The sequence below is a fragment of the Phytopseudomonas daroniae genome, assembly GCF_004327275.1.
In the GTDB taxonomy this organism is placed as follows: domain Bacteria; phylum Pseudomonadota; class Gammaproteobacteria; order Pseudomonadales; family Pseudomonadaceae; genus Aquipseudomonas; species Aquipseudomonas daroniae.
The window spans coordinates 610,043-635,604 of the sequence record NZ_QJUJ01000001.1; the positions used below are offsets into that span (position 1 = coordinate 610,043).

A 25,562-nucleotide genomic window follows, 5' to 3' on the forward strand; every position below is an offset into this window, starting at 1 on the left:
GACCTTTCGGAAATCCTGCGTTGGCCGGATAGTACCGAAATTCAGCGTAATGGCACGACAATATTACGGGCTCGCTGTGTCAGGCTCTGACGACCTGATAGCGAGTGCTACGACCACCGCCAGGCAAGCGAACAATGCATCCCTTATCGAAAAGATCACTCAGATGGCGCGTTGCGGTGGCCTTTGAAACCTTGGCGACCACTTGATACTGAGCTGCGCTGATCCCCTCCTCAAAGCCGCGCTCACCACCGTCGAGCAGTCGATTAAGCACCTTGACCTGTTCGGTAGACAAAGCCTGGCCGCGATGCGCCTGCCAGAACCGTGCTTTGGCCAGCACTCTGTCGATACGCGCCAAGGCCTGCTCCAGGCTCTTTAGCACCGTGCTCAGGAACCATTGCAGCCAGGTGGTGATATCCAGGCTGCCTTTTTGGCTGGCTTCGAGGGTGCGGTAATAGCCGGCGCGGTCGTCCAGGATGCTCGCCGACATGGCATAGAAGCGGATAGCCTGCGGCTCGCTTTGTGCCAAGGCCATATCGGTAATGGCCCGTGTCAGACGGCCGTTGCCATCATCGAACGGGTGTAGGGTGACGAACCAGAAATGGGCGATGCCTGCGCGTAGCAATGGATCGAGGCCCGCATCATTGCGGCTGCTTCCGAACCAGGCGAGGAAGTCCGTCAGTTGCTGATCCAGTCCATCCCGTGGCGGTGCTTCGAAGTGGACGGTTGGTCGATCAAGCCGGCCAGAAACGACCTGCATCGGTTCCACACCGCGCAGCTCACCGATGCGCAAAGGGCGAGCCGATAGACTCTCATCAACCGGGAACAACCAGCGATGCCAGTTGAGCAGGCGTGACAGATCCAGCGGTGACTGGCATTCGCGAGTGGCATCGATCAACAGCTCTGCCAGCCCTTCCGAGCGCGGTGTCGTGCGGCCATCCTCATTCAAGCCCAGGCGCCTGGCCAGTGAGGAGCGCACTGATCCTACGTTCAGTTGTTCGCCTTCGATGGCGGACGACGTGACGATGTTCTGCAGCATGGCATCCAGGCTGCTCTGCACCTCTGTGTCACTTCCTACGGCTCCAAGCATGCCCAGCAGGCGCCCCTGGGCATGGACGCAAGCACGCAGCAGCGGAGCGAGCTGTTCAGCTTGCCAGGTGAAGTGCGGCCAGTTGGGCTGCTGCCAAATCCAATTGGGGTTGGTCATCGTGCTTGCTCAAGCATGAGCCGATTAGCCAATCTATTCGGCTCATATAATGAGTCGATAATGCCGACTATTCGGCTTAGTGTCTAATCATCGTAGCCAGCTCTGCTGCATCTGGTGATGAACAGCTCTCAAAACTACAAGCCGCGCATGCGACCGATAGCGAGGGTCAGCCTATTTCCTCTGGAAAGCTTTTCGCGCAGCTGTTTTTCGACCAGACATGAAAAAGCCGCGCAATGCGCGGCTTTGAAGATGGTGGGCCCACACGGACTCGAACCGTGGACCAAAGGATTATGAGTCCTCTGCTCTAACCAACTGAGCTATAGGCCCTCAGAGGCCGGCGGATTATACCGATGCACCTGGCCGAGCGCCAATCTCATGCGCAGACTGTCCGGCAGCACCGCAAGGACACTGCTCGGTGCCCCCATCCCAAGAAGAAATACCGACTCGGTTGCAGGAGCGCGACCCACATCCTTGAAGAAGTGCGATGTTTCTAGCCGCAGCTAGAAGGTTCGCTTGAGCCGATTAGATTCATTATTCGGCTCACTGACGAGCAAGCCCATGAATTACATCCTCTGAGTCCGTGAGATTTGCCTGAAACAGGCTATATCGTGCGACTACCTGGCGGCCTGCCACACCAGCCTCAGGAGGCTTTATGGAAGACGCCTTTACAACCTTCGCGATGATGCGCGGCCCTTCGCTCAATCAGCTGCCTCATCATGCGCCTCCCCCCCAGCAGCCAACGCGTCCTCGAACCGCTGCACGAAAGTGCTCAGGCTGACACCCAACACCTGGCAGATGTCCCGCAGTTGTATCAGATCGAGCCGGCGCAGGCCGCGTTCTACGTCGCTGACGAACGACTGTGGGCGCTCGAGTGCTTTGGCGAATGCCTCCTGGGTCAGCCCTGACTCGGTTCGGCACTGTTTCAGCAGTTTCAAAAAAATTAGATTTTCGTTCCGATAAACCGACTTTTCCACAGGCGTCATCCGTCCGTTGACAGGACAGACACGGTATATCTAACCTTCAGATATCTGATTTACAGATATTCAGTTGTGCTCAGGAGGTCTTATGGATAAAGCCTTTACTCCTCTCGTATTGATGCGCCATCGCCAACCGCTGCGCGGGGTGATGATCGATCGGCAGCCGTGGGTATGTGCCCATGAGTTCGCCCGCCTGATCGGCCATCGCCGCCCGGAGCGGGTCTGCCGGCTGATGGATGCCGACCAGTTGCGCCTGGTGCATTTTCAGCTCGCCAGCGGGCAGCTGGAGGCCGTGGAGGTACTCAGTGAGTCGGGGATGTACCGGGCGCTGTGCCGCTTCTCGCACCCGGAGAACCGCCACCTGCGTCGCTGGCTCAGCCATGTGGCCCTGCCCGCGCTGCGCGACAGCGAGGTTGCCGAGGGGCACGGGCCGTCACGCTGCCTGATGGCCTGGGGCAACGGGCAGGTCAATCTGCTGGAGTGGCAGGGTGAGCTATGGGTTGCCCTGGATGAACTGCCGCGCTTCCATGGGCAGCCACATGCTGCACCCTCCCCGATCGGCTCGTGGTTCGCGCGCTGGTGGCGGGGCCGGTTGCAGGCGGGGCGATAAACGATGGTGGGCGGCAAGAGCCATTCCCCTGGCTGCTGCTTCGGTACCCAGCTTTTTGCTGGTCAACGACTACAAAAACGCTAATTTCGCTATTCCCCGCCTCTGAACACAATGCCCTCAACGCACGAGCGGCTTGCGCAAAGCGCCCGGCCTCCTTCAGAGGGACATAGAAATGACTGTCGAAAAGATCGAAATAGACACCCTGGTGGTTGGCGCAGGCCAGGCCGGGGTAGCGATGAGCGAGCACCTGAGCAAGCTGGGCGTGCCGCACCTGGTGCTGGAGCGCGACCGCATCGCCGAGCGCTGGCGCACCATGCGCTGGGATTCGCTGGTGGCCAACGGGCCGGCCTGGCACGACCGCTTTCCCGGCCTGGAATTCGACATCGACGACGACGCCTTTCCCGCCAAGGAGCAGGTAGCCGCCTACTTCGAAGCCTATGCACGCACCTTCAACGCGCCGATTCGCACCGGCGTGGAGGTCAAGAAGGTACGCCGCAACGCCAATCGCCCCGGCTTCACCATCGAAACCTCGGAAGGCGTGATCGAGGCCAACCGCGTGGTCGCTGCCACTGGGCCATTCCAGCGCCCGGTGATTCCGGCCATCGCGCCGAAGGACGAGCGCCTGACGCAGATCCATTCCGCTGCATACCGCAACCCACAGCAGTTGCCGGCCGGCGCGGTGCTGGTGGTGGGTGCTGGCTCCTCGGGCACGCAGATCGCCGATGAGCTGATGCAGGCCGGCCGCCAGGTGTACCTGTCGGTCGGCGCTCATGACCGCCCGCCACGCGCCTACCGCAACCGCGATTTCTGCTGGTGGCTGGGTGTGCTCGGCGAATGGGACGCGGAGATCGCCAAGCCCGGTCGCGAGCACGTGACCATCGCCGTCAGCGGCGCCAATGGCGGCAAGACCATCGACTTCCGCCATCTGGCCCATGAGGGTATGACGCTGGTCGGCCTGACCCAATCCTTCGAAAACGGTGTGGTGCGCTTCGCCGACGACCTGGCCGACAACATCCGCCGTGGCGACGAGAATTACCTGGCACTGCTCGATGCAGCGGACGCCTATATCACCCGCAACGGTCTCGACCTGCCGGAAGAACCGCAGGCGCGCCACATACCCGCCGACCCGGCCTGCATGACCGAGCCACTGCGTGAGCTGGATCTGATCGGGGCTGGCGTGACCTCGATCATCTGGGCCACCGGTTTCGCCACCGACTTCAGCTGGCTGGAGGCCGATACCTTCGATGCCAACGGCAAGCCGCAGCACCAGCGCGGCGTATCCCGCGAGCCGGGCATCTATTTCCTCGGCCTGCCGTGGCTGTCGCGCCGTGGTTCGTCGTTCATCTGGGGCGTGTGGCACGACGCCAAGCATGTCGCCGATCACATCGCCACCCAACGCAAATACACCGCCTATCGCGATGCCGAGCAGCGCCAGGCAGATGCCCCCATCACCCGTCTGCAGGGAGTCAAGTGATGCCCACTCATACCCGTATTCGCATGTTCAACACCAAGGACACCTACCCCAACCAGTCCCTGGACAATGACCTCTGCCAGGCCGTGCGCGCCGGCAACACGGTGTACGTGCGCGGCCAGGTCGGCACCGACTTCGAGGGTAACCTGGTCGGCCTCGGCGATCCGCAGGCGCAGACCGAACAGGCGATGAAGAACCTCAAGCAGTTGCTGGAAGAAGCCGGCAGCGACCTCTCGCACATCGTCAAGACCACCACCTACCTGACCGACCCGCGCTACCGCGAGCCGGTGTACAAGGAAGTCGGCAAATGGCTGAAGGGGGTGTTCCCCATCTCCACCGGCCTGGTGGTGTCCGCGCTCGGCCAGCCGCAGTGGCTGATGGAGATCGACGTGATCGCCGTGATCCCGGACGATTGGCAAGCCAAATAGGAGGCAGGCATGACCTTTTCCATCGTCGGGCGTTGCCCGGAAACCGGCCAGTTGGGCATCGCCATCAGCTCGTCGAGCATCGCGGTCGGTGCACGCTGCCCCTGGCTGCGTGCCGGCGTCGGCGCGGTGGCTACGCAGAACGTCACCCTGCCCGCCCTCGGCCCGCAGATTCTCGACCTGCTGGAGCAGCAGACGCTGGAACCGGGCGAAGCATTGCAGCGCGCCCTGAGCGCCAATGGCTGGAGCCAGTATCGCCAGGTTACGGTGATCGACAGCCACGGCCGCACCGCGCTGTTCAGCGGCAAAGAGGCGCTGGGTCTGTACAACGCGGTAGCCGGTGAGCAGTGCGTGGCAGCGGGTAATCTGCTGTCGGGCGAAGCGGTGATCCAGACCATGGTCGAGGCATTCGAAAATGCCAGCGGGCAACTGGCCGACCGCCTCCTTGCCGCCATGCATGCGGCGATGGCCGCCGGCGGCGAAGCCGGCCCGGTGCATTCGGCCGCGCTCAAGGTGGTGGGCGACCTGATCTGGCCGATCATCGACCTGCGGGTCGACTGGGCGGACAACGACCCCATCGGCCAACTGGATGGGCTGTGGCAGGCCTACCGGCCGCAGATGCAGGATTACCTGACCCGCGCCCTCGACCCGACGGCCGCGCCGAGCTACGGAGTGCCGGGTGATGAATGAGCCCAGCAGCCGCGCCCTGCTCGAGCGGCTGATCGGCTTTGCCACGGTCAGCCGTGATTCCAATCTGCAGCTGATCGAATTCATCCGCGATTACCTGGCGAGGTTCGGCGTCGACAGCGAGCTGTTCCACAACGCCGAAGGCACCAAGGCCAATCTGTTCGCCACCATCGGCCCGCGGGATCGTGGCGGCGTGGTGCTGTCCGGCCACACCGACGTGGTGCCGGTGGACGGCCAGGCCTGGACGGTCGACCCGTTCCTGCTGACGGAGCAGAACGGGCGCCTGTACGGCCGAGGCACGGCGGACATGAAAGGCTTCATAGCCTGCGTGCTGGCGGCGGTGCCGAGCCTCGTACAACGCCCTCTGCAGGTGCCGGTGCACCTGGCGTTTTCCTACGATGAGGAAGTCGGCTGCCTCGGCGTGCGCTCCATGCTCGCCGAACTGGAAAAGCGCCCGCACAAACCGACTCTCTGCCTGATTGGCGAACCCACCGAACTGAAGCCGGTGCTCGGCCACAAGGGCAAGCTGGCGATGCGTTGTGAAGTGCACGGCGCAGCCTGCCATTCGGCGTATGCGCCCCATGGCGTGAATGCCATCGAATACGCGGCGCGCCTGATCGGCCACCTGGGAGATATCGGCACGCGGCTGGCGCAGCCCGAGCATCACGACGCGCGCTTCGACCCGCCCTTCTCCACCGTGCAGACCGGCCTGATCAAGGGTGGCCGCGCACTGAACATCGTGCCCGCGGAATGCGAGTTCGATTTCGAGGTGCGCGCGTTGCCGGGTTTCGATGCGCAGAGTGTGGCGGATGAATTGCAGCGCTACGCCGCCCAGCAGTTGCTGCCGAAGATGCAGGCGGTGAGTGCCGATAGCGACATTCGCCTGCAACCGCTGAGCGCCTACCCCGGTCTCGCCACGCCGCTCGACAGCGAGGCTGCACGTTTGCTGGCGAGGATCTGCGGGTCGAGCGATTTCGGCACCGTGGCCTTTGGCACCGAAGGCGGGCTGTTCGACGGAGCCGGCATCCCCACCGTGGTCTGCGGCCCCGGCAGCATGGATCAGGGTCACAAGCCCGACGAGTTCGTCAGCGTGGAACAGTTGCAGGGGTGTGATGCGATGCTCTCGAGACTGGCGGATTACCTCTGCGAGCCGGTTTGAGATTCGGTTGTTCGGTGGGCTAAAGCGACTCGCCGTCCGGCCCACGAATCGTAGGGTGACCCTACGACAAGTCGCGTTATCGGTCGGGTAGCGTAGGTGAAACCCATCTAAATCTGATGGGTTGCACCCATCCTACGGGCTGCTGAGATTGGCAGGTTACCTACGCGAGCCATTGTGAAATCCGGCTACGTGGTGGTGGATGAAAAGAGCGTCATCCACCCTACGTGGCGCACGGACGTAGGGTGGGATCCGGCCCACCAATTACGATTGCCGGCCCCCTGCGACCGCCTGCTCACTCAATTCCCCCAACCGCTCCCGGCAGAAGTCCACGAACAATTGCGCCGGTTTGGTGAGCTGGCCACGTTTGAGGCGTGCCGCCACCAGCCCGGAAGTGGCAACGGGTTCGCTGATGTCCACGGTCACCACACGCTTGCCGTCGTAGGTGCATTCCGAATGGGGGCGGGTGACCAGTAGCGAGAAGCCGAAGCCCTGGCCAACCATGCCGCGCACCATCTCGATCGATGGCGAGCTGAACACGATGTTGGGCGTCAGCCCCAGCTCGTGGAACAGGCTGACGAAATAGGTACGACTGGGCTGCACGTCGAGCAGGATCATCGGTTCCAGGCACAGGTCACGCAGCGACACCTGGGCCTGGCCGGCGAAACGATGGTGTTCGGGCAACAGCACGTAGGGCTTCTGCGGTGGCATCAACGGCTCGGTGGCGATGGTGCCATCGAGGTCGTGTTCGTAGAGAAAGGCCAGGTCGAAGGAGCCGGCGGTCAGGCCTTGCACCAGCTCCTGCTGCTCGCCATCGCGAATGCGGATGTCTACACCCGGATAGCGCTCGCGAAAGCCGGCGATCAGCTGCGGCAGATAGAGCGGTGCCACCGTTTCGAAACAACCGATGTCGATCTGTCCGGCGACGATGTCGTTGTCGGCCAGCGCGTTCTGCTCGAACTCCCGCGCCATGCGCAGCAGTTGTTGGGCCTTCTCGTAGAAGCGCGCACCGCTGGGTGTCAGCGATACGCCCTGGGCGTGGTGGCGAATGAACAGCTGCACGCCGAAGCTTTCTTCCAGGCCCTTGATCGCCGTGGAGATGGACGGCTGGGCGATGTACAGCTGCCGCGAGGCCTCGGCCACGCTGCCTGCTTCCACGGTGGTGACGAAGTACTTGAGTTGCCTGAGGGTGTAGGTAGCCACGTGTCGATCTCACCACCATTACTGTCTGCACCTTACTCCAGTAATGCCTTGCTACGGGGCAACCGCTTGCAAAGTTTTTTCGTATGTCTCGAGCATATTTTTACTAATTTTCCTCCTCGCCAGACTGACGCACCATGTCCCTCACTCGAACAACGCACGGGTCGCGACGACGACCTGAACGGATTGCCGTTCACGCTCACCAACCGAGCGGACGCCCATAACAAGAACCATCCCCCTGACGCGTGGTACGACGCGCAGGTTCGCCGATTCGGCCATTACTGCCTCAGACCTGACTACAACGTAAAAAACAGCGAGGGAGTTTCCATGTTCAAGCACTTGCGTCCATGCATCCGGGCCGCCATCGGCCTGTCCATTCTGGCCGGCGCCAGCACCTCGGCCCTGGCCGATTCTTCCAGCCTGACGGTGATTTCCTTCGGCGGCGCCACCAAGGTCGCGCAGACCGCCGCCTACTTCAAACCCTTCGAGCAGAGCGGTGCCGCCAAGGTGATCGCCGGCGAATACAACGGCGAATTGTCCAGGGTGAAAGCCATGGTCGATGTCGGCCAGGTCACCTGGGACGTGGTCGAAGTGGAAAGCCCGGAATTGCAGCGCGGCTGCGAGGAGGGCCTGTTCGAGCGCCTCGACCCGGCCATTCTCGGCGACACCGCCAACTTCATTCCCGGCACGGTCAGCGAATGCGGCGTGGCCAGCTACGTCTGGTCGATGGTGCTGGCCTATAACGGCGACAAGCTGAAAACCGCCCCGAAATCCTGGCAGGACTTCTGGGATCTCAAGCAATTCCCCGGCAAACGCGGCCTGCGCAAAGGCGCCAAATACACCCTGGAAGCCGCCCTGCTGGCCGATGGCGTGAGCCGCGAAGAGCTGTACAAGGTGCTGGCCACGCCTGAAGGCGTCAACCGCGCCTTCAAGAAACTCGACGAGATCAAACCGTCCATCCAGTGGTGGGAAGCCGGTGCCCAGCCACCGCAGTGGCTGCTGGCCGGAGACGTCGCCATGTCCGCGGCCTACAACGGCCGTGTCGGTGTTGCGCAGAAGGAAGGTGCCAACCTGGCTATCGTCTGGAACGGCAGCCTGTACGACCCGGATCACTGGGCCATCGTGAGCGGCAGCCCGAACAAGGCCGTGGCCGAGCAGTTCATCAAGTTCGCCAGCCAGGCGGATACCCAGAAGGTGTTCTCCAGCCAGATCCCTTATGGTCCGGTACACAAGCAGGCCCTGGCCGAGCTGCCGGCAGAGGTTCAGGCGCAACTGCCGACCGCCGAGGCCAACATGGCCGGCGCACAACTGGTGAACGCCGAGTTCTGGATCGACCACGGCGAAGAGCTCGAAGAGCGCTTCAACGCCTGGGCTGCGCGCTGATCAATTGATTGGCAGCAGATACGAAGACGCGGGCCAAGGCCCGCGTCTTCGTTTACGGCACTCGCTCAACCATCGAGAAAGCCGTCATCCTTCATCTTCTTCGAGCGGTACTCGCGCGTCATTCATAAGTGGTGAGTGAAGAAGCCAAGCGGCATGATCCACTTCAAGCGTCGCAGGACTCCCAACGGAGGCAAGCCCTGACCTGATGACAAAACGCCCGACGGCCCGAAAGGCCGTCGAGAGTTTGCATGCTTTGCTTCATGCGAGTCTGACGAAACGCGCCACAGATCCTAAGGCAGCGGTTCGAACTTGAGCTCGCTCAGGCTCTGTACCTTGTCTTCACGTACCATCTTGTACTCGGTGTTCGGGCCGATCCAGCGCTCCCAGATGGCGTCGATTTCACCTGCCTCCTCCATCGCGTAGAGGGTCTCGTTGACCTTGGCGAGGAAGGCCGGTTCGCCCTTGCGCATACCTGCGCCGACGGGTTCCAGGGCCATGGGCTCCTTGGCGATGGCCAGCTCGATGCCGCTTTGCTTGGCCTGCCCGACCAGCTTGATGGCGGTCATGGTGTTAGTCACCAGGCCGATCACCTTGTTCTGCTGCAGGGCCATGTAGGCCGAACCGGTGTCCTGGAAAGTCACGGGCGTGGCATCAGCCAGTCGAATGGATTGCTCGGAGGTGGAGCCCTTGGTCGAGCTGATGCGTTTGCCCTTGAAGAAGTCCTTGGGCTGATCGGCATTGGCGGCGCGCACCACCAGGGTTTCCTTGGCGATGTAGTACGGGTCGCTGAACTGGATCTGGTCGGCGCGGCTCTTGGTGTAGGCCAGATTGGCGAAAATCACATCGACGCGGCCCATCTTCACTTCCGGAATACGTGCCTCGACGGACAGTGGCTTGAGTTCCAGTTCCACGTCCAGGTGCTTGGCCAGTGCCTTGCACAGATCCACGTCCATGCCCACCAGTTCGCGGGTTTTCGGATCCGGCGCCGAGAACGGCGGCACGTCGGCGTAGACGCCGCAGCTCAGACTCTTCTTGCTCAGCACATCACTCAGCTGATCGGCCTGGGCCAGCGAAATCGCCAGCGGGGACAGCGCGAACACAGCCAACAAACGCTTCAAGCTCATGGGATTACTCCTGGACTCGTGATTGAATCGGTGGTGACTTGCGGCCTCAGTGGCTACGCAGGTCGGAAATGAAGCGCTGAGCACGCGGGTGTTCAGGCTGTTGGAAAAACGCCTCGGGTTTGGACTTTTCCAGGATCTGGCCGGCGTCCATGAACCAGATGGTGTCGGCCACTTCCCGGGCGAAGTTCATCTCGTGGGTCACGCACATCATGGTCATCCCCTCCTTCGCCAGGCCCTTCATGACGCTGAGCACCTCGCCGACCATTTCCGGGTCAAGGGCGCTGGTGGGCTCGTCGAACAGCATCACCGGTGGCTCCATTGCCAGGGCACGGGCAATCGCCACACGCTGCTGCTGACCGCCCGAGAGCTGGGCCGGGTAAGCACCGGCCTTGTGCGAGAGACCTACGCGGTCGAGCAACTGCATGGCCCGCGTCTTGGCTTCGGAGGCCTTGAGGCCCCGTACTTTGGTCGGGGTAAGAATGATGTTGTCCAGTACCGACAGGTGCGGGAACAGGTTGAAGCTCTGGAACACGAACCCTACCCGGCTGCGCAGGCGGTTGACGTTGGCATCGGTACCATTGACGTCGTGGCCGTCGAACAGGATCTGGCCTTGCTGGATGTTCTCCAGGCGATTGACCGTACGGATCAGGGTCGACTTGCCGGAGCCTGAAGGCCCGCACAGCACCACCACTTCGCCGCGCTTCACGTCGGCACTGATATTGGTCAGCGCCTGGTACTCGCCGTACCACTTGTTGACCTGGGAAAACATGATCATCGGATGCATGGGCGCGCCCTCAATTATCGGTAGTCAGTACGGGGCTCTTGTTCGCCACGAGCACCGTGGTGCCCAGACGCTTGCGGGCGATACGGCGCTCGACTGCGTTGGCCACTCGGGTCAGGCCGTAGCACAGCACGTAGTAAGTGATCGCCAGGATGAAGAACACCTGGAAGGGTTTGGTCAGCAGCTGGTTATTGACCTGGTTGGCGGCGAAGGTGACTTCCTGGACGTTGATCACGTAGCCCAGGGACGTCTCCTTGATGATCGAGATGAACTGGCTGATCAGGCTCGGCAGCGAGTTGTACAGCGCCTGCGGCAGGATTACCCATGCCGTGGTGCGCATATAACCCAGGCCCAGAGCCCGCGAGGCCTCGTACTGCCCCGGCGGCAACGCCTGGATGCCACCACGCACGATCTCGCACAGATAGGCGCTCTGGTACAGAACCAGGGTGCAGAGCATGGTGGTGAAACCGGTGATGTTGTGACCGATGATCAGAGGCACCAGGAAGTAGGTCCAGAAGATCACCATCAGCAGTGGGATACCGCGCATCACGTAGACCCAGACCGTGGCCGGGTAGCGCAGCCAGCGCCACGGAGATACCCGCGCCAGGGCCATCAGCACCCCCAGCGGAAAAGCCAGGATCAATGCCAGCGCAGCGAGAATCAGCGTGGTGGCGAGGCCGCCCAGGGCGCCATGGGGATACTGGCCGACCAGGAACAGCGTCCAGTTATCACGCAGGATCGTGAAAATATCGAACATCGCCGCTTACCTCGCCATCGCTTTGTTGAAATGACGAGCCAGCAAGGCGCCGAGCCCCATGAGTGCCAGGGAGAAACCCAGGTACACCAGGGTGGCGACCAGGTAGGCCTCGAAAGTACGGAAGGTGTAGTTCTCTACTTCCCGCGTGGCGTAGGTCAGTTCCACTACGCCAATGGCCATGACCAGGCTGGTGTTCTTGAACAACAGCACCGTGTGGTTGATCAGCGATGGCAGGCTGTTACGGATGCCTTGCGGCAGGATCACATAGCGCATCGAGCGGATATAGCCCAGGCCCATGGCCCGCGCGGCCTCGGTCTGCCCCGTGGGAATGGCGCGCAGGCCGCCACGGATGTCTTCGCTGAAATAGGCGGCCTGGCACAGGCCCAGGGCGATCAGCGAGAAGATGAATTCGGTACTGTAATTGGCCAGCCAGATCTGCGTGGATTCCGACAGCAGGGTCGGGATGCCGAAGTACCAGAGCATCAACTGCACCAGGGTCGGTACGTTACGGTGATAGGACACGTAGGCGGCGACCGCGCCTTCGGCATAGCGGTTGCCGGTCAGGCGGATCGACACCAGCACCAGGGCCAGCGCCATGGCCAGACACCAGGCGAAGAAGGCCAGCTGCAGTGTCATGCCGATGCCCTTCAGGATCAGCTCGGCGTACTCGCCCTGCAGGATCGCGGAAAGATCGAAATCAGTCGTCATGGTCAGGTTCCAGTGACTTCAGCTTGGGGCAGGAGCAAGGCGCCAGGTGGGCTGGCGCAGGTGATGCACGACGGCTTGAGCCGTTCTATTGGGGAGCCTGACGGTGTTTCAGCCTCAAATTTCGCCGGGGCGCGCGGTGGAAAGTCCGCCGGGTACTTGCAGGGTCGGGGTGATTTCCATATGGCCGATGTTCACCGCGACGGGGGCGGCGATGGCGAAGGCGATGGCAGCGGCGATGTCCTTCGCCTCAGGCAATTCGAAGCCTTCCAGGAAGCGCTTGCGCACTTCTTCGGAGTCGCCGTGCACGTGGGCGAAGATGTCGGTGGCGACACGCCCCGGGCAGATTTCGGTGACCCGTACGCGCTTGCCGAAGGCATCCACGCGCAGCTGTTTGGAGAGCATGCTCACTGCGGCCTTGGTCGCGTGATAAGTCGCGTTGCCACCAAAGTTGTAGGCGGCGGCGATGGAGCTGATATTGACGATGTGCCCACGGTCGCGCTCGACCATGCCCGGCAAGGCCAGGCGGGCGATCTGCAACACCGCGCGCAGGTTGACGTCGACCAGCAGGTCGATGCCTTCGGCGTCGGCCTTGAGCAGCGAGCCGGGACGGTCGACCCCGGCATTGTTGATCACTACATCGAAGACATTGGTGCGGAACAACTCGGTCAGCCCGGCCAGGTCGGTGACGTCGATGGCGTGAGCGATGCAGCCGGTGCGCTCGGCCAACTCGGCCAGCTTGTCGGCGCTGCGGGCCAGGGCATGAACCTGCAGGCCCTCGGCACACAGGCGCTCGACGACGGCAGCGCCGATCCCGGAGGAAGCGCCGGTAACCAGCGCGGTTTGGTAGTCGGAAAATGGCATGACGTGTTCCTCTGATTCCTCTGCGATCGCCGGCCATGAGGGGGCGATTGCCTTTCACTGGACTGTAACCACTGCTGTTCGGGTCGACCAAGACGCAATGATTGTGTGGCAATAAGCTGCGCTTATGACCCAGCCAGCAGCTGTGTAATCGGGGTGATCAGCCCGCCCTGGCGCTCGATGCTGGCGCGGATGCTGCGCGCGAAACTGACCGCTCCCGGCGTGTCGCCGTGCAGCAGGATCGAGCAGGCATTCACCGCCACGCGCTTGCCGGTGATGGTGGTCACCGAGCCGTCGTCGAGCAGTTGGGCAATGCGTGCCATCACCTGCTGGTGATCATCGATCACTGCCCCCGGCGTACCGCGCGGCACCAGCAGGCAATCGTCGTCGTAGGCACGGTCGGCCAGGAAGGTGGTGGCGACGCGCAGGCCGCATTTGTCCGCCGCACGCTCGATGGCCTGACTGGTCGACGAGCTGATGATGATGTTCGGATCGAAGCTGGCCACCGCCCGTATCAGCGGCCCGGCCAGCTCGGCATCGGCCGCGGCCATATTGCCCAGGGCACCGTGGAAGCTCATATGGCTGACCTGGTGGCCGGCTGCCCTGGCGATGCCGCTGAGCGCGCCGAGCTGGTAGACCACCATGCAGCACAACTCTCTGATCTCGATGTTCATCCGCCGCCGACCGAAGCCCTGCAGGTCGGGAAAGCCGACATGGGCGCCAAGATCGATGCTCTGAGCCTTGGCCCTGCGCACCGTGGCATCCATGATCAGCGGGTCGCCGGCATGGAAACCACAGGCCACGTTGGCCGAGGAAATCAGCGCCATCAGCGCTTCGTCCTCACCCATTTTCCAGGGGCCGAAGCCCTCGCCCAGGTCGGCGTTCAGGTCGATCTTCACGATGCCAGCTCCTCGAGTTCGATCAATGTCTGGCCATAGCCGACGGTTTGGCCATCTGCCACCGATACCTGGCGTACCCGCCCTGCCACCGCGGCGCGCACCGGCAGGAACACGCTGCCGACCCGCAGTACGCCAACCAGTTGACCCTGGCTGAGCACATCGCCGCCTTGCACGTAGGGCGCCGCCTCGTCCGGATGGGTGGAGAAGAACACACCAGGGCCGCTGGCCTTCACCGTACACGCGAGACGTTCGCTGCCGCGCGCAGGCGTTACGCTAGCCGGTAGCGAAGCGCTCGGATTGATTCGCGCCGTACGCCGCAGCAGTACGCTCTCGTCGCCCCTCTTCAATTCGATGGCGGTCAACCCGGCCTCGCCAAGCCAAATCGCCAACTGGCGAATCTCGTCAATCTTCATCAGGAGTTTCCTCAACTGCGCAGCGCCAGCTGCTGGCGGGTGCGTTCGATAAATGCCTGGTTGGCCTCGAGCGCATCCAGGGCCTGGTCATAACTGCAGGCGACGAAGCGCACCTTGCTGCCGATGGCGGCCTGGCCCAGCCGCCAGATATCCGCCTCGATCACCGTGGCGAACTTCGGATAGCCGCCACTGGGTTGCGCATCGCGCATCTGCACGATCGGCTGGCCGCCGTGGGGCACCTGGATCACGCCCGGCACGATGCCGTGGGAGCGGATTTCCAGCGGCCGCTCCGGCAACAGCGGCGTGCCTTCCAGGCGATAGCCATAGCGATTGCTCTGCGGGGTGATCTTCCACTCGCCGGCGAAGAACGCATCCCGCGCCTGGGAGTTGAAACACTCGAACTCCGCCGCCGGCAGCACCCGTATCGCCGGGCGCCCCTCCAGCGTCAGCGGCAGTGCGGCGAACACCGACTCGACCCCGAAGTCGGCGGGCTGGTCGAGACCGGGACGCGCTGCGGAAATGCGGTCGCCGCGCTCCAGGGCGCGGCCCTGCCAGCCGCCGAACTCGCCGCGCAACTGGGTACTGCGCGACCCCAACACCTCGGGAACGTCGACGCCGCCCGCCAGGCACAGGTAGGCACGGCTGCCCGAGGTCGGATACGTCAGCGTCAATACCTGACCCTTGCGCCCTTGAGCTACCCAGTTGGGCGGCAGGCGCTGGCCATCGAGGCGCACAGCGCAGGCGGCGCCGCTGACGGCGAAGGTGCAGTCCTCGACGAAGCGTGCCTCGAAGGGGAACAACGGAATCTCGATGGCCGCCGCATCGAGGTCGTTGCCCAGCAGCAGGTTGCCGAGCTGCAGGGACAGCGCGTCCATCGCCCCGGAGGTGCCGACGCCGTAACCCAGGCTGCCGTGGCGGCCAAGATCCTGCACGGTGGCCAGCGCCGTGGCGCTGATGATCTCGATCATCGGATGATCCTCTCGATACGCAGACGCAGTCGATCGCCCGGCTGCAGAATCGCCGGCGGGTTTCGTTGGGCATCGAAGAACACCATCGAGGTACGGCCGATGGTGTTCCAGCCGCTGGGGCCGGCCGATGCGGAAATACCGGTCTGCACGCCGCCGATGGACACCGCGCCGGCGCCGATGCTGAGCACCGGCACCTGGCGCCGTGGCGTGGCCAGGCGCGGATCCATGCCGCCGAGGTAGCAGTAGCCCGGATGGCTGCCCAGGGCGTAGACCGGGTACAGCGGTTCGCAATGCAGGTTGGCGATGGTCTCGATATCCAGGCCGGTATGGGCGATGACATCGGCCATGTGCGGGCCGTCTTCGCCGCCGTAGACCACCGGCAGCTCGACGATGCGTCCCTCGATCGGCAACGGCTGACACTGCTCCCAGCCTTCGAGCAGTTGCGTGCTCAGCCCGGCGATATCGCGCGGCGGCGTCTTGAAGGTCAGCATCAGGTTGTTCATCCCCGGCACCGCCTCATGTACCGCCGGCCACTGCTGCGCCAGCCGGGCCAGGGCCCAGATGCGCTGCTGGGTGACCAGTTGCAAGTCACCGGGCGCTTCGAACAGCAGGGCCGTGCTGCCCAGCAGACTGATATGCGCGGTCATGACGAAGCCCTCTGCTGCAGCCAGCGTTCGAGATGGTGAATGTCCACCGCGCCGGCGCAGAACGCCGGATCCTGGAGGATCTCGCGGTGCAGCGCGAGGTTGCTGGAGATGCCGCCGATGGCCATCTCGCTGAGGGCCAGGCGCATGCGCGCCAGCGCTTCGTCGCGGGTCGCGCCCTGGGTGATGACCTTGGCGATCATCGAGTCGTAGTACGGCGGCACCCGATAACCCTGGCTGACGTGGGAGTCGACGCGCACACCAATGCCACCGGGCAATAGCCACTCGCTGACCAGGCCCGGCGTGGGCATGAAGGTCTGCGGATCTTCGGCGTTGATGCGGCATTCCAGCGAATGGCCGAGCGTGCGAATGTCCGCCTGGGTCAGACTCAGACGCTCGCCCAGGGCCATGCGAATCTGCTGCTGGACGATGTCGATACCGGTGGTCACTTCCGTCACCGGGTGCTCGACCTGCAGCCGCGTGTTCATCTCGATGAAGTAGAAAGCGTCGTTCTCGAACAGGAACTCGAAGGTGCCGACCCCGCGATAGCCGATCTGCCGGCAGGCCTCGGCGCAGCGTTCGCCGACCTGGGCGATCAACGCCGGGTCGATGCCGGGGGCTGGCGCCTCCTCGAGTACCTTCTGGTGGCGGCGCTGCATCGAGCAGTCCCGCGAACCCAGCCACAGGGCGTTGCCGTAGGCATCGCAGAGCACCTGGATTTCCACATGGCGCGGTTTGCCGAGGAACTTCTCGATATACAGCTCGGGGTTGCCGAACGCCCGCCGTGCTTCCTCGCCCGTTACCGCGACGGCATCGAGCAACTGCGCGGCCTCCTGCACCACACGCATGCCGCGACCGCCACCGCCGCCGGCGGCCTTGACGATCACCGGGTAGCCGATTGCCTCGGCAATCGCCAGAATCGCCGATGGCTCGGCCGGCAGGCTGGAGTCCGGGCCCGGCACGCAGGGCACCCCGGCCAGGCGCATGGCGCGCTTGGCCGCGACCTTGTCGCCCATGCTGCGAATGCATTCGGCGCTGGGGCCGATAAAGGTCATCCCGGCATTCTCGATACGCTCGGCGAAGGTCGCGTTCTCGGAGAGAAAGCCATAGCCCGGATGAATGGCCTGAGCCCCCGTCACACGCGCCGCGTCCAGCAGGGCCATCTGCTTCAGGTAGCTCTGCCCGGGCGCAGCCGGGCCGATGCACAGCGCGTCATCGGCCAGCTGCACATAACGGGCATCGCGATCGGCCTCGGAATAGACCGCAACGGTCTTCAGCCCCAGGCCCCTGCAGGCGCGCTGGATACGCAGGGCGATCTCCCCACGGTTGGCGATCAATACCTTGTCAAACATCGTGCTTCTCCGTGGCGAGATCGCCCACACGGGCTGCGCCCGCCGGGCACTTTGGCTGCGCCGCTGCGCCGCGTTGCGGCTGGTCACCACGGTTGGCGATCAGAACTTTGTCGAACATCAGAATTCTCCGCCCTTGCTCACGCGATGCGCACCAGCACCTGGCCCGCTTCGACCTCGCTACCACCCGCCACCAGAATCGCCTCGACCACACCATCGGCCTGGGCCTTGAGCGGGTGAAACATCTTCATCGCCTCGAGCACCGCCAGGGTCTGCCCGGCGCTAACCTGAGAGCCGACTTCGATGAACGGCGGCTGATCCGGCGCCGGGGTGAAGTGCACGATGCCGTGCAGCGGGGCCTTGGCCTGGTAACCGCTGACCTTCTCGCTTACCGCCTGCGACTCGGGCGTGGCAGGCTGAGAAACCGCTGCCGGCGCAGCGACTGAGGTGCACACAACCTGGCCGTGCTCACGCAGCAGACGCAGCTGCGCGCCCTCCTCGCTCAGGCTCAGCTCGCTCAGGTCGGATTCGGCCATCAGGTCGATCAATGCTTTTATGCGTTCGGGTTTCATCTACGGCCCCTGCCGATGAAAAATTGGCTGAGGGCAATGTATCGAGGCCATCTCGGAGCGGCCAAGACGGTTTGGCTGTGGGGTAATAAGGCCTCCTTATGACCCCTCGCCCTCTGCTGGCGGGCGGCTCGTGCGCATCTCGGCGACCAGTTCCAGCAGAATCGCCTTGACCGCCTGCGCCGGTACCGAAAGCGGCAAGTGGCCGGACAGGCACAGCGCCAGCGGCGCCTCGATATCCGGTTCGACGACGCGACTCAGGTGCAGGCCATGGGCATCCGCCAGCACCCGGGCAGCCGACTCCGGGAGAATCGTCGAGCCGAAATGATCGGCCACGGCGGCGGCCAGGGTGGTGGACGACTCGATTTCCGCGACCACCTGAGCGCTCATCTCGATACGCAGAAAGGCCTCATCGACCAGGCGACGCATGACGTTGTAGGTGCGTGGCAACAGCAACTGGTAGCTGGCCACTTCACTCAGGGCAATCCGTTCGCGCCCCTGCAATGCCGGTTCGGCGCTGACCAGGTAGAGCGGCTCGCGCATCAGCTGGATAAAGCTCAGGCCATGCACCTCGCGCCCACCGTAGAGCACCGCCATGTCCATGCGGCCGTTCATGATCAACTCGCTGAGGGTGGTGCCGAAATTCTCGTTGAGGTACAGCAGGATACCCGGATGCTTCTCGCGCACCCGTTTGAGCAACGGCAACGACAGGGTCGACGCCGCGGTGCCCGGCGCCAGCCCCACCGACACCGGCCCGGACAGCGCGAGGCCACTGGCATTCACGTCGCTCTGCGCCTGCTCGCACTGGCGCAGGATCACCTGAGCGTGGCCGTACAGCACCTTGCCGGCTTCGGTCGGCGTCACCCCGCGCTTGGTGCGGATCAGCAGTTGCTGCTGCAGTTCGGACTCCAAAGTGCTGAGTTGCTGGCTCAACGCAGGCTGGGCGATATGCAATACATCGGCGGCCTGGGTCAGGCTGCCGATGTCGACGATCTTGACGAAATATTTGAGGCGACGGAGGTTCACGGTGCGCTGCTCTGTACAGATGAATACTCCCTGGCAGAGCAATAGGCGGGCCAACGCATATGGAAAGCTGCGCCTGGATACATAAGCGTTTCATATGACTACACATCGGCGACTGGCGATCCCTGTTCTGGAGCCTACGCCTTTGCTGTCGCACAACATTGGTGCGCAACATATCGAGCTCTATCCATAAGCACTTCCTATCAAACCAGAACGAACTCATCTTATGGTGCCCATGCGGCCGAGCCGTAACGTAATCCTCGTCAAGGCCCTAACCGAGGATCATTCCCGTGACCGCATCCCGCATCGCTGCCCGCGTGCTTCGTATCAAACCGTCCCCCAGCAGCGCTGCCGCAGATCGCGCCAACGAGCTGCGCCGTGCGGGCAAATCCATCATCAACCTGGTGGTCGGCGAGCCGGACTTCGACACCCCCGAGCACATTCGCCAGGCCGCCTGCCTGGCCATCGAAAACGGCGAGACGCGCTATACGCTTAACGCCGGTACCGCGGCCCTGCGCGAGGCCATCGTCGCCAAGCTGCAGCGCGAGAACGGCCTGAGCTATCCGGCCAGCCAGGTGGTGGTGACCAGTGGCGCCAAGGCGGCGATCTTCAACGCCCTGGCCGCGACCCTGGGCGTCGATGACGAGGTGCTGATCCCGGCGCCCTACTGGGTCTCCTATCCCGACATGGTTCTGGCCTGCGACGGCCGGCCGGTAACGCTACCCTGCCCGGAAGAAAACCAGTTCAAGCTCACCGCTGCACAACTGCGCGACGCGATCACCCCACGCACCCGCTGGCTGCTGCTCAACTCGCCGAGCAACCCGACCGGCGCCACCTACAGTGCCGAGCAATACCGTGCGCTGGCCGATGTGCTGTTGGACTACCCCGACGTGCTGGTGATGACCGACGACATCTACGAGCACATCCGCTACGACGAGCGCCCCATCAGCCACCTGCTCAGCGTAGAGCCAGCCCTGCGCGAGCGGGTACTGATCATCAACGGCGTCTCCAAGACCTACGCCATGACCGGCTGGCGCATCGGCTACGCCGCCGGCCCGGCCGACATCATCAGTGCCATGGCTACCCTGCAGTCGCAGTCCACCAGCAATGCCTGTTCGGTCAGCCAGGCCGCCGCCGTGGCCGCGCTGCAAGGCGAGCAGAGCTTCGTCGCTGAAAGCGTGAAGGTCTATCAGCAACGCCGCGATCACTGCCTGGAATTGATCAACGCCATCGACGGCCTGAGCTGCATCAAGCCGGAGGGCGCCTTCTACCTCTACGTCAACTGCGGCGCCCTGCTCGGCAAGCGCACGCCCGATGGCAAGGTGCTGGAGGCCGACACCGACGTGGTGCTGTACCTGCTGGAAAGCCAGGGCGTCGCCGTGGTCGCCGGTACCGCCTATGGCCTGGCGCCGTTCTTCCGCATGTCCACCGCCACAGCCATCGAAACCCTGGAAACCGGCTGCGCGCGGATCGCGGCGGCCGTGGCCGAGTTGCGCTGAGCGCAGCGCCATGACGATGTCGAGCCAGCCTTCGATGACCTTCAAGCAGGCGCTGCTGGCGATGCTCGGTGTCTCGCTGGTGCTGATGCTGTCGGCGCTCGATCAGACCGTGATCGGTAACGCGCTGCCAAGCATCGTCAACGAGCTGCAGGGCTTCGACCTCTATGCCTGGGTCGCCACAGGCTATCTGCTCGCCTCCATCGTCACCATCCCGATCTTCGGTCGTCTTGGCGACTACTATGGCCGCAAGCCCTTCGTGCTCGCCGCCACCCTGATCTTCACCCTGGCCTCGCTGGTCTGCGCCCTGACCGACAGCATGCTGGTACTGGTCATCGGTCGTATCCTGCAGGGTATCGGCGGCGGCATGCTGATCGGCACGGCGTTCGCCTGCGTGCCCGAGCTGTTCCCCGATACCCGCCAACGCCTGCGCTGGCAGATCCTGCTCAGCGCCATGTTCAGTGTGGTCAACGCCATCGGGCCGGGTCTGGGCGGCTACCTTACCGGCGCGTTCGGCTGGCGCTCGGTGTTCTGGCTGAACATCCCCCTGGGGGTTCTGGCGCTGTTCTTCGCCTGGCGCTTTCTGCCCTGGTATCGCCCGCAGTCTGCCGGGGCGATGAACCTCGACTGGGTCGGTGCACTGCTGATCGTGCTGGTGCTGGGCAGCCTGCAGCTGTTCGTCGAGCGTCTGGAACAGGCCGACCTGCTGCTGTGCTCGCTGCTCGGCGCGCTGTTCTGCAGCGCCGCGTTCGCCCTGTGGCGCTGGGAACGGCGCTGTCGCTTCGCCCTGCTACCGAAAGAACTCTTCATACAACCGAGCCTGCGCCTGCTGTTCGTGCTGTCGATGCTGGCCGGCGCGATCATGTTCACCCTGCTGTATTACCTGCCGCTACTGCTGCAAGGCAGTTATGGCTACTCGCCACAGGACGCCGGCCTGTTGATCACACCACTGGCCCTGAGCATCACCCTCGGAGCGATCATCAACGGTCGCATCGTCACCCGCATGGCCAATCCCAACCTGTTGCCGCTCGCTGGTTTCTGCGCGCTGCTGGTGGCGTGCCTGGGGCTCGCCTGGGTCGGCCTGTCGGCCAGTTTCAACCTGCTGCTTGGCTTGATCCTGCTGGCCGGCCTGGGGCTGGGTTTCATCCTGCTCAACCTCACGGTGTTCACCCAGACCCTCGCCGCACACCAGTTCCTCGGCATCGCTACCGCCCTTACCCAGTCATTGCGCCTGGTCGGCGGCCTGCTCGGCACAGCGATGATGGCCGTGCTGGTCAAGCTGCTCTACGCCAGTACCTTGCAGCGCAGCCTGATCGCCGCAGGTGAAGGGGATGCCCTGGCGCAATTCGCCAATCCTCAAGTGCTGTTGCAACACGCGGCCAGCGACACACAGACACCATTGCTGATGTTGGCGCGCAGCGCCCTTGCCCAGTCGATCGGCGTCGGCCTGCTGCTCTGCGCCGCCCTCGGTGTTCTGGCCCTGCTCATTCTTTACCGTTTGCCGCCGGTGGTGTTACCGCGCGTGCGACCTCCCGTTGCTCCAGAAAAACAACAACCTTGACTGCCGACATTTGACTGCCTCTCACAACACCCAATGACAACCAGAGGATGAACACGATGGAGCGTTTCAATCGCACCCCCATTCTAGCGACAGGCCTTTGTGGCCTGCTCATCGCGCAACAGGGCCATGCGGCAGGTTTCGTGGAGGACACCAAGGCCAGCATCCTGGCCCGTAACTTCTTCAGTAATGCGGACAACCGCAGTGGCAGCGCAGATCCGAGCTACACCCAGGAGTGGGGCCAGGGCTTCATGCTCAACGTGCAGTCAGGCTTCACCGAGGGCACGCTCGGCTTCGGCGTGGATCTCATCGGCCAATGGGGCATCCGCCTCGACTCGGGCAAAGGCCGCCACTACAACCCCGACAGCATCAACTTCAACGGCAATGTATTCCCCACCGACAGCGACGGCCGTGCGGTCGATCAGTTCGGCAGCCTGGGCGGCACACTGAAGGCGCGCTTCGCCGAAACCGAACTGCGCTACGGCACACTGATCCCCAAGCTGCCAGTGGTGGTCTCCACTGATCGCATGCTGCAGCAGACCTTCCGCGGCGGCCAGATCCAGTCCAGGGATCTGGATGGATTCACCTTCACCGCCGGCCAGCTCGAGCATGTCATGGGCCGTGGCTCGACCGATCAGATGGGCATGTCGATTCCCGGCGCGAACAATCCGCTAACCGGTGAGTTCGTCAACACGTTCTATTACGCCGGGGTCGACTACAAGGCGCTCGACAACCTCACCCTGCAGTACTACTACGGCAACCTCGAAGACTTCTACAAACAGCACTTCGTCGGCCTGCTGTACGATCTGAAACTGGGCGAAGGCACGCTGCGTAGCGACCTGCGCCACTTCAACAACCGCTCCGATGGTGCCAACGGCCATGACTCGGCCTTCTACACCAATGGCTATTACGGCAATGGAGTGACCAAGGGCAAGGTCGACAGCCGCATGAGCAGCGCCCTGTTCTCCTACCTGATCCAGGGCCACACCTTTGCGGCCGGCTACCAGGTAGTCAGCGGCGACAGCGATGCCGTGTGGCTGAACCAGGGTGACGGCTCTTCGGCCTACTTCATGACGGAGTCGATGATCGGCAAGTTCCAGCGTGCCGGTGAACGCACCTGGCAGGTGCGCTACGGTTATGACTTCGCTAACGTCGGCGTGCCTGGCCTGACCTTCGTCGGCATGTACGAAAGTGGTTCGCACATCAAGGCGGTCGATGGTGACAAGAAGGAGTGGGAGCGCAACGTGACCCTCGCCTATACCGTACAGTCCGGCCCGGCGAAGAACCTGAACATCCAGCTTCGTCATGCACAACTGCGCTCCACCGTGGGCAATCAGCGTGACGCGGACGAGCACCGGATCCTGATCAACTACCCGATCAATATCCTGTAAGCCCCCCACTTGGCAGCTGCTACAAGAGCCGCTGCCAAGCCCCGTGAAGGTCAGCCGCCGGTGTTCAACACTTGCGAGTGCGTCCTCTTGCCGATCACACCGAAGTAATCAGCGTGTCAGCCTCTTTGCCGCGCGCATGTGAACCCAGAGACCCAACGCCACGACGACGGCCGCTGCCGCGCCGGTGGAGATGACCAGTACCTGGTACTCCTCGACGAATGCCATGGTCACCAGGCAACCGACGATGAAGACGATCACCAGGTAGGTCAGCCAGGGGAACAGCCACATTTTCAGGCGGATGTCCTTGCCCTCGGCTTCCAGCTTGCGGCGCATCTTCAGTTGCGAGAAGGCGATCACCAGGTAGACCAGCAGGGCGATCATGCCGGTGGTGTTCATCAGCGTGTCGAGCACGTCTTTCGGGCGCAGGGTTTCGCTGAAGTTGATCAGCGCCACGAAGATGGCCACCGAGCAGGAGGCGATGATCGCGAACACCGGCACACCGGTACCCGCACGAGTGATTTTCAGGAACGACGGCGCATCACCACGGGTGGACAGCGAGAACAGCATGCGCGAAGCGGTGTAGTGCGCCGAGATCATGCAGCTGCTCACCGAGGTCAGCACCACGAAGTTCATCAGCAGCTCGGCGCCCGGAATGCCCAGCAGTTCCAGGGTGCGGCGGTAGGAGCCATAGCCCGACTGAGCCATCAGCGGGTCGTTCCACGGCACCAGGCAGACGATCAGAAAGATCGAGCCGATATAGAACAGGCACACGCGCCAGACCACCGAATTGGTCGCCTTGACGATCTGCGTCGACGGATCCTTGGCTTCCGAGGCAGCAATGGTGACGATTTCGGCGCCGAGGAAGGCGAACATCACCCCGAGGATGGCCACCACCACGGCTTCGATGCCATTGGGCATGAAGCCCTGAGCAGTCAGGTTGCCGAAGCCACGCACTTCGCCGGTCGGCCACAGGCTGAGCACGGCCATGCTGCAGACCACCAGGAAGCAGATGATCGCCACCACCTTGATCAGCGCGAACCAGAACTCGAACTCCCCGTAGTGTTTGACGTTGAAGAAGTTGATGCTGATCAGCAGCAGCGTGGTGGCCAGCACGAAGACGTTGACGCTGACTTCGGGGAACCAGCTATTGAGGATGGTGCCCGCCACGTAGGCCTCCCAGGCCATGAGAATCACCCAGAACCACCAGTACAGCCAGCCGATGGTGAAGCCGGCCCAGCGGCCGATGGCGCGCTCGGCGTAGGTGGAAAAGGAGCCGGTATCCGGCGAAGAAGTCGCCATCTCGCCGAGCATGCGCATGATCAGCACCACCAGAATGCCGCCGGCCAGGTAGGCCAGTACAGCTGCCGGGCCGGCGCTATGGATCACGCTGCCGGAACCGACGAACAGAGCGCCACCGATCACGCCGGCGATCGACATCATGGTCAGGTGCCGGGACTTCAATGACGCACTGAGCTTGCTCTCGTGCTCCTGCTTTGCCTTGTCGGTTGCTACAGCATCCATGGATGGACTACCTCTTATCGATCTTGCTGGAAACAGTTGAAGCCAGGCCGTCCTCGGACTGATCGACGCACGAAACGCGGCAACGGGTCTGCCACACGCAGGCGTTGTCGTGACTGCTTGCCATATGAGCGTTTCCGGATCCGCCCTGGCCGGTCTCGGGCAACAGTCCTTGCCGAAATCCATCCGGTTGAATCAGAGGACGACCCAGCATCACTCGCGTGACGTTCTGAGCCATTACCGCAGCGGCGGTGTAGCCAGGGAAACACCAGGCACACCGGCTTGAATGTTCGTTTTACTCCACAACCAGCTCAGCCCGAGGAGAGCTGAACCCATATTTTCAATAAGGCCTTATGCACCGTTCTAGAGGGATTACCACTAGAAAATCCGACG

The 25,562-nt window shown here is 63.1% G+C and carries 26 protein-coding genes and 1 tRNA gene; 9 read left to right on the forward strand and 18 right to left on the reverse strand.

What is annotated here, in order from left to right; all coding sequences use genetic code 11:
* Positions 1 to 79: 79 nt before the first annotated feature.
* The 3 genes from DNK10_RS02925 to DNK10_RS02935 form a co-directional block, all read right to left on the reverse strand.
* The gene (locus DNK10_RS02925; RefSeq protein WP_131190505.1) at positions 80 to 1,204 is read right to left on the reverse strand and encodes a Fic family protein; all 1,125 of its coding nucleotides are present in this window, start codon (positions 1,202 to 1,204) and stop codon (positions 80 to 82) included.
* Positions 1,205 to 1,454: 250 nt separating this feature from the next.
* Positions 1,455 to 1,531 (reverse strand) — tRNA-Ile (locus tag DNK10_RS02930).
* Between the two features lie 371 nt (positions 1,532 to 1,902).
* A complete protein-coding gene (locus DNK10_RS02935; RefSeq protein WP_131190506.1) occupies positions 1,903 to 2,187 on the reverse strand; it encodes a helix-turn-helix domain-containing protein in 285 nt (94 codons plus the stop codon).
* A gap of 82 nt (positions 2,188 to 2,269) precedes the next feature.
* Between DNK10_RS02935 and DNK10_RS02940 the strand changes: the two genes are divergently transcribed.
* From DNK10_RS02940 to argE, 5 genes are all read left to right on the forward strand, one after another.
* Complete coding sequence (locus DNK10_RS02940) at positions 2,270 to 2,791, forward strand: BRO-N domain-containing protein (protein WP_131190507.1); 522 nt, start codon at positions 2,270 to 2,272, stop codon at positions 2,789 to 2,791.
* A 172-nt stretch (positions 2,792 to 2,963) separates the two neighbouring features.
* A complete protein-coding gene (locus DNK10_RS02945) occupies positions 2,964 to 4,265 on the forward strand; it encodes a flavin-containing monooxygenase (RefSeq protein ID WP_131190508.1) in 1,302 nt (433 codons plus the stop codon).
* Positions 4,265 to 4,690: a RidA family protein gene (locus tag DNK10_RS02950; RefSeq protein ID WP_131179481.1), complete on the forward strand. Its 426-nt coding sequence runs from the start codon at positions 4,265 to 4,267 to the stop codon at positions 4,688 to 4,690. The genes DNK10_RS02945 and DNK10_RS02950 overlap by 1 nt, the downstream gene beginning before the upstream one ends.
* A 9-nt stretch (positions 4,691 to 4,699) precedes the next feature.
* The gene (locus DNK10_RS02955) at positions 4,700 to 5,377 is read left to right on the forward strand and encodes a DUF1028 domain-containing protein (protein WP_131190509.1); all 678 of its coding nucleotides are present in this window, start codon (positions 4,700 to 4,702) and stop codon (positions 5,375 to 5,377) included.
* A complete protein-coding gene (gene argE, locus DNK10_RS02960; RefSeq protein ID WP_131190510.1) occupies positions 5,370 to 6,533 on the forward strand; it encodes an acetylornithine deacetylase in 1,164 nt (387 codons plus the stop codon). Before DNK10_RS02955 ends, argE begins: the two co-directional genes overlap by 8 nt.
* A 261-nt stretch (positions 6,534 to 6,794) precedes the next feature.
* Here the strand turns inward: argE and DNK10_RS02965 are convergent, their stop codons facing one another.
* Entirely contained in the window at positions 6,795 to 7,733 is a 939-nt protein-coding gene (locus tag DNK10_RS02965; RefSeq protein WP_131190511.1) for a LysR family transcriptional regulator, read from the reverse strand.
* 324 nt (positions 7,734 to 8,057) lie between these two features.
* On the opposite strand from DNK10_RS02965, the gene DNK10_RS02970 reads away from it, so the two are divergent.
* Positions 8,058 to 9,113: an ABC transporter substrate-binding protein gene (locus tag DNK10_RS02970; RefSeq protein WP_131190512.1), complete on the forward strand. Its 1,056-nt coding sequence runs from the start codon at positions 8,058 to 8,060 to the stop codon at positions 9,111 to 9,113.
* A gap of 290 nt (positions 9,114 to 9,403) precedes the next feature.
* On the opposite strand, the gene DNK10_RS02975 is transcribed toward DNK10_RS02970, so the two are convergent.
* The 13 genes from DNK10_RS02975 to nac all read right to left on the reverse strand — a co-directional run bounded on the left by DNK10_RS02975 (position 9,404) and on the right by nac (position 19,209).
* Positions 9,404 to 10,237, reverse strand: coding sequence for an ABC transporter substrate-binding protein (locus tag DNK10_RS02975; protein WP_131190513.1), 834 nt, complete (start codon positions 10,235 to 10,237; stop codon positions 9,404 to 9,406).
* Positions 10,238 to 10,283: 46 nt separating this feature from the next.
* On the reverse strand, positions 10,284 to 11,012 hold the full coding sequence (locus DNK10_RS02980) for an amino acid ABC transporter ATP-binding protein (RefSeq protein ID WP_208738786.1): 729 nt from the start codon (positions 11,010 to 11,012) through the stop codon (positions 10,284 to 10,286).
* Between the two features lie 19 nt (positions 11,013 to 11,031).
* A complete protein-coding gene (locus tag DNK10_RS02985; RefSeq protein WP_131190515.1) occupies positions 11,032 to 11,775 on the reverse strand; it encodes an amino acid ABC transporter permease in 744 nt (247 codons plus the stop codon).
* Positions 11,776 to 11,781: 6 nt separating this feature from the next.
* Complete coding sequence (locus tag DNK10_RS02990; RefSeq protein ID WP_131179489.1) at positions 11,782 to 12,483, reverse strand: amino acid ABC transporter permease; 702 nt, start codon at positions 12,481 to 12,483, stop codon at positions 11,782 to 11,784.
* Positions 12,484 to 12,597: 114 nt separating this feature from the next.
* Positions 12,598 to 13,344 (reverse strand): SDR family oxidoreductase, encoded by a 747-nt coding sequence (locus DNK10_RS02995; RefSeq protein ID WP_131190516.1) that lies wholly within the window; start codon positions 13,342 to 13,344, stop codon positions 12,598 to 12,600.
* A 122-nt stretch (positions 13,345 to 13,466) separates the two neighbouring features.
* A complete protein-coding gene (locus DNK10_RS03000; protein WP_131190517.1) occupies positions 13,467 to 14,240 on the reverse strand; it encodes a LamB/YcsF family protein in 774 nt (257 codons plus the stop codon).
* Positions 14,237 to 14,653: an acetyl-CoA carboxylase biotin carboxyl carrier protein gene (locus DNK10_RS03005; RefSeq protein ID WP_131190518.1), complete on the reverse strand. Its 417-nt coding sequence runs from the start codon at positions 14,651 to 14,653 to the stop codon at positions 14,237 to 14,239. Before DNK10_RS03005 ends, DNK10_RS03000 begins: the two co-directional genes overlap by 4 nt.
* Positions 14,654 to 14,664: 11 nt before the next feature.
* The gene (locus tag DNK10_RS03010; RefSeq protein ID WP_131190519.1) at positions 14,665 to 15,621 is read right to left on the reverse strand and encodes a 5-oxoprolinase subunit C family protein; all 957 of its coding nucleotides are present in this window, start codon (positions 15,619 to 15,621) and stop codon (positions 14,665 to 14,667) included.
* The gene (gene pxpB / locus DNK10_RS03015; protein ID WP_131190520.1) at positions 15,618 to 16,268 is read right to left on the reverse strand and encodes a 5-oxoprolinase subunit PxpB; all 651 of its coding nucleotides are present in this window, start codon (positions 16,266 to 16,268) and stop codon (positions 15,618 to 15,620) included. Before pxpB ends, DNK10_RS03010 begins: the two co-directional genes overlap by 4 nt.
* Positions 16,265 to 17,617, reverse strand: coding sequence for an acetyl-CoA carboxylase biotin carboxylase subunit (gene accC / locus DNK10_RS03020; protein WP_131190521.1), 1,353 nt, complete (start codon positions 17,615 to 17,617; stop codon positions 16,265 to 16,267). Before accC ends, pxpB begins: the two co-directional genes overlap by 4 nt.
* Complete coding sequence (locus DNK10_RS26290; protein WP_279635812.1) at positions 17,610 to 17,735, reverse strand: hypothetical protein; 126 nt, start codon at positions 17,733 to 17,735, stop codon at positions 17,610 to 17,612. The genes accC and DNK10_RS26290 overlap by 8 nt, the downstream gene beginning before the upstream one ends.
* 19 nt (positions 17,736 to 17,754) lie before the next feature.
* Positions 17,755 to 18,186 carry an acetyl-CoA carboxylase biotin carboxyl carrier protein gene (locus DNK10_RS03025; RefSeq protein WP_131190522.1) on the reverse strand — a complete coding sequence of 144 codons (432 nt, stop codon included), beginning with the start codon at positions 18,184 to 18,186 and terminating at the stop codon, positions 17,755 to 17,757.
* A 96-nt stretch (positions 18,187 to 18,282) separates the two neighbouring features.
* Complete coding sequence (gene nac, locus DNK10_RS03030; RefSeq protein WP_131190523.1) at positions 18,283 to 19,209, reverse strand: nitrogen assimilation transcriptional regulator NAC; 927 nt, start codon at positions 19,207 to 19,209, stop codon at positions 18,283 to 18,285.
* 287 nt (positions 19,210 to 19,496) lie between these two features.
* On the opposite strand from nac, the gene DNK10_RS03035 reads away from it, so the two are divergent.
* From DNK10_RS03035 to DNK10_RS03045, 3 genes are read left to right on the forward strand one after another with little or no spacing between them, the layout of a single operon-like run.
* Positions 19,497 to 20,705 (forward strand): aspartate transaminase, encoded by a 1,209-nt coding sequence (locus DNK10_RS03035; RefSeq protein ID WP_131190524.1) that lies wholly within the window; start codon positions 19,497 to 19,499, stop codon positions 20,703 to 20,705.
* 10 nt (positions 20,706 to 20,715) lie between these two features.
* The gene (locus DNK10_RS03040) at positions 20,716 to 22,263 is read left to right on the forward strand and encodes an MFS transporter (RefSeq protein ID WP_131190525.1); all 1,548 of its coding nucleotides are present in this window, start codon (positions 20,716 to 20,718) and stop codon (positions 22,261 to 22,263) included.
* 56 nt (positions 22,264 to 22,319) lie between these two features.
* Positions 22,320 to 23,651 (forward strand): OprD family porin, encoded by a 1,332-nt coding sequence (locus DNK10_RS03045; RefSeq protein ID WP_131190526.1) that lies wholly within the window; start codon positions 22,320 to 22,322, stop codon positions 23,649 to 23,651.
* A gap of 108 nt (positions 23,652 to 23,759) precedes the next feature.
* Here DNK10_RS03045 and DNK10_RS03050 read toward each other — a convergent pair whose 3' ends face one another.
* A complete protein-coding gene (locus DNK10_RS03050; protein ID WP_131190527.1) occupies positions 23,760 to 25,172 on the reverse strand; it encodes an amino acid permease in 1,413 nt (470 codons plus the stop codon).
* Positions 25,173 to 25,562 lie beyond the last annotated feature (390 nt).

Excerpts from the sequence above, each read along its gene's own strand:
- DNK10_RS02925 (WP_131190505.1), bottom strand. The coding sequence starts at position 1,204 with ATGACCAACCCCAATTGGATTTGGCAGCAGCCCAACTGGCCGCACTTC.
- DNK10_RS02935 (WP_131190506.1), bottom strand. The coding sequence starts at position 2,187 with ATGACGCCTGTGGAAAAGTCGGTTTATCGGAACGAAAATCTAATTTTT.
- DNK10_RS02940 (WP_131190507.1), top strand. The coding sequence starts at position 2,270 with ATGGATAAAGCCTTTACTCCTCTCGTATTGATGCGCCATCGCCAACCG.
- DNK10_RS02945 (WP_131190508.1), top strand. The coding sequence starts at position 2,964 with ATGACTGTCGAAAAGATCGAAATAGACACCCTGGTGGTTGGCGCAGGC.
- DNK10_RS02950 (WP_131179481.1), top strand. The coding sequence starts at position 4,265 with ATGCCCACTCATACCCGTATTCGCATGTTCAACACCAAGGACACCTAC.
- DNK10_RS02955 (WP_131190509.1), top strand. The coding sequence starts at position 4,700 with ATGACCTTTTCCATCGTCGGGCGTTGCCCGGAAACCGGCCAGTTGGGC.
- argE (WP_131190510.1), top strand. The coding sequence starts at position 5,370 with ATGAATGAGCCCAGCAGCCGCGCCCTGCTCGAGCGGCTGATCGGCTTT.
- DNK10_RS02970 (WP_131190512.1), top strand. The coding sequence starts at position 8,058 with ATGTTCAAGCACTTGCGTCCATGCATCCGGGCCGCCATCGGCCTGTCC.
- DNK10_RS02975 (WP_131190513.1), bottom strand. The coding sequence starts at position 10,237 with ATGAGCTTGAAGCGTTTGTTGGCTGTGTTCGCGCTGTCCCCGCTGGCG.
- DNK10_RS02980 (WP_208738786.1), bottom strand. The coding sequence starts at position 11,012 with ATGATCATGTTTTCCCAGGTCAACAAGTGGTACGGCGAGTACCAGGCG.
- DNK10_RS02985 (WP_131190515.1), bottom strand. The coding sequence starts at position 11,775 with ATGTTCGATATTTTCACGATCCTGCGTGATAACTGGACGCTGTTCCTG.
- DNK10_RS02990 (WP_131179489.1), bottom strand. The coding sequence starts at position 12,483 with ATGACGACTGATTTCGATCTTTCCGCGATCCTGCAGGGCGAGTACGCC.
- DNK10_RS02995 (WP_131190516.1), bottom strand. The coding sequence starts at position 13,344 with ATGCCATTTTCCGACTACCAAACCGCGCTGGTTACCGGCGCTTCCTCC.
- DNK10_RS03005 (WP_131190518.1), bottom strand. The coding sequence starts at position 14,653 with ATGAAGATTGACGAGATTCGCCAGTTGGCGATTTGGCTTGGCGAGGCC.
- DNK10_RS03010 (WP_131190519.1), bottom strand. The coding sequence starts at position 15,621 with ATGATCGAGATCATCAGCGCCACGGCGCTGGCCACCGTGCAGGATCTT.
- pxpB (WP_131190520.1), bottom strand. The coding sequence starts at position 16,268 with ATGACCGCGCATATCAGTCTGCTGGGCAGCACGGCCCTGCTGTTCGAA.
- accC (WP_131190521.1), bottom strand. The coding sequence starts at position 17,617 with ATGTTTGACAAGGTATTGATCGCCAACCGTGGGGAGATCGCCCTGCGT.
- DNK10_RS26290 (WP_279635812.1), bottom strand. The coding sequence starts at position 17,735 with ATGTTCGACAAAGTTCTGATCGCCAACCGTGGTGACCAGCCGCAACGC.
- DNK10_RS03025 (WP_131190522.1), bottom strand. The coding sequence starts at position 18,186 with ATGAAACCCGAACGCATAAAAGCATTGATCGACCTGATGGCCGAATCC.
- DNK10_RS03040 (WP_131190525.1), top strand. The coding sequence starts at position 20,716 with ATGACGATGTCGAGCCAGCCTTCGATGACCTTCAAGCAGGCGCTGCTG.
- DNK10_RS03045 (WP_131190526.1), top strand. The coding sequence starts at position 22,320 with ATGGAGCGTTTCAATCGCACCCCCATTCTAGCGACAGGCCTTTGTGGC.
- DNK10_RS03050 (WP_131190527.1), bottom strand. The coding sequence starts at position 25,172 with ATGGATGCTGTAGCAACCGACAAGGCAAAGCAGGAGCACGAGAGCAAG.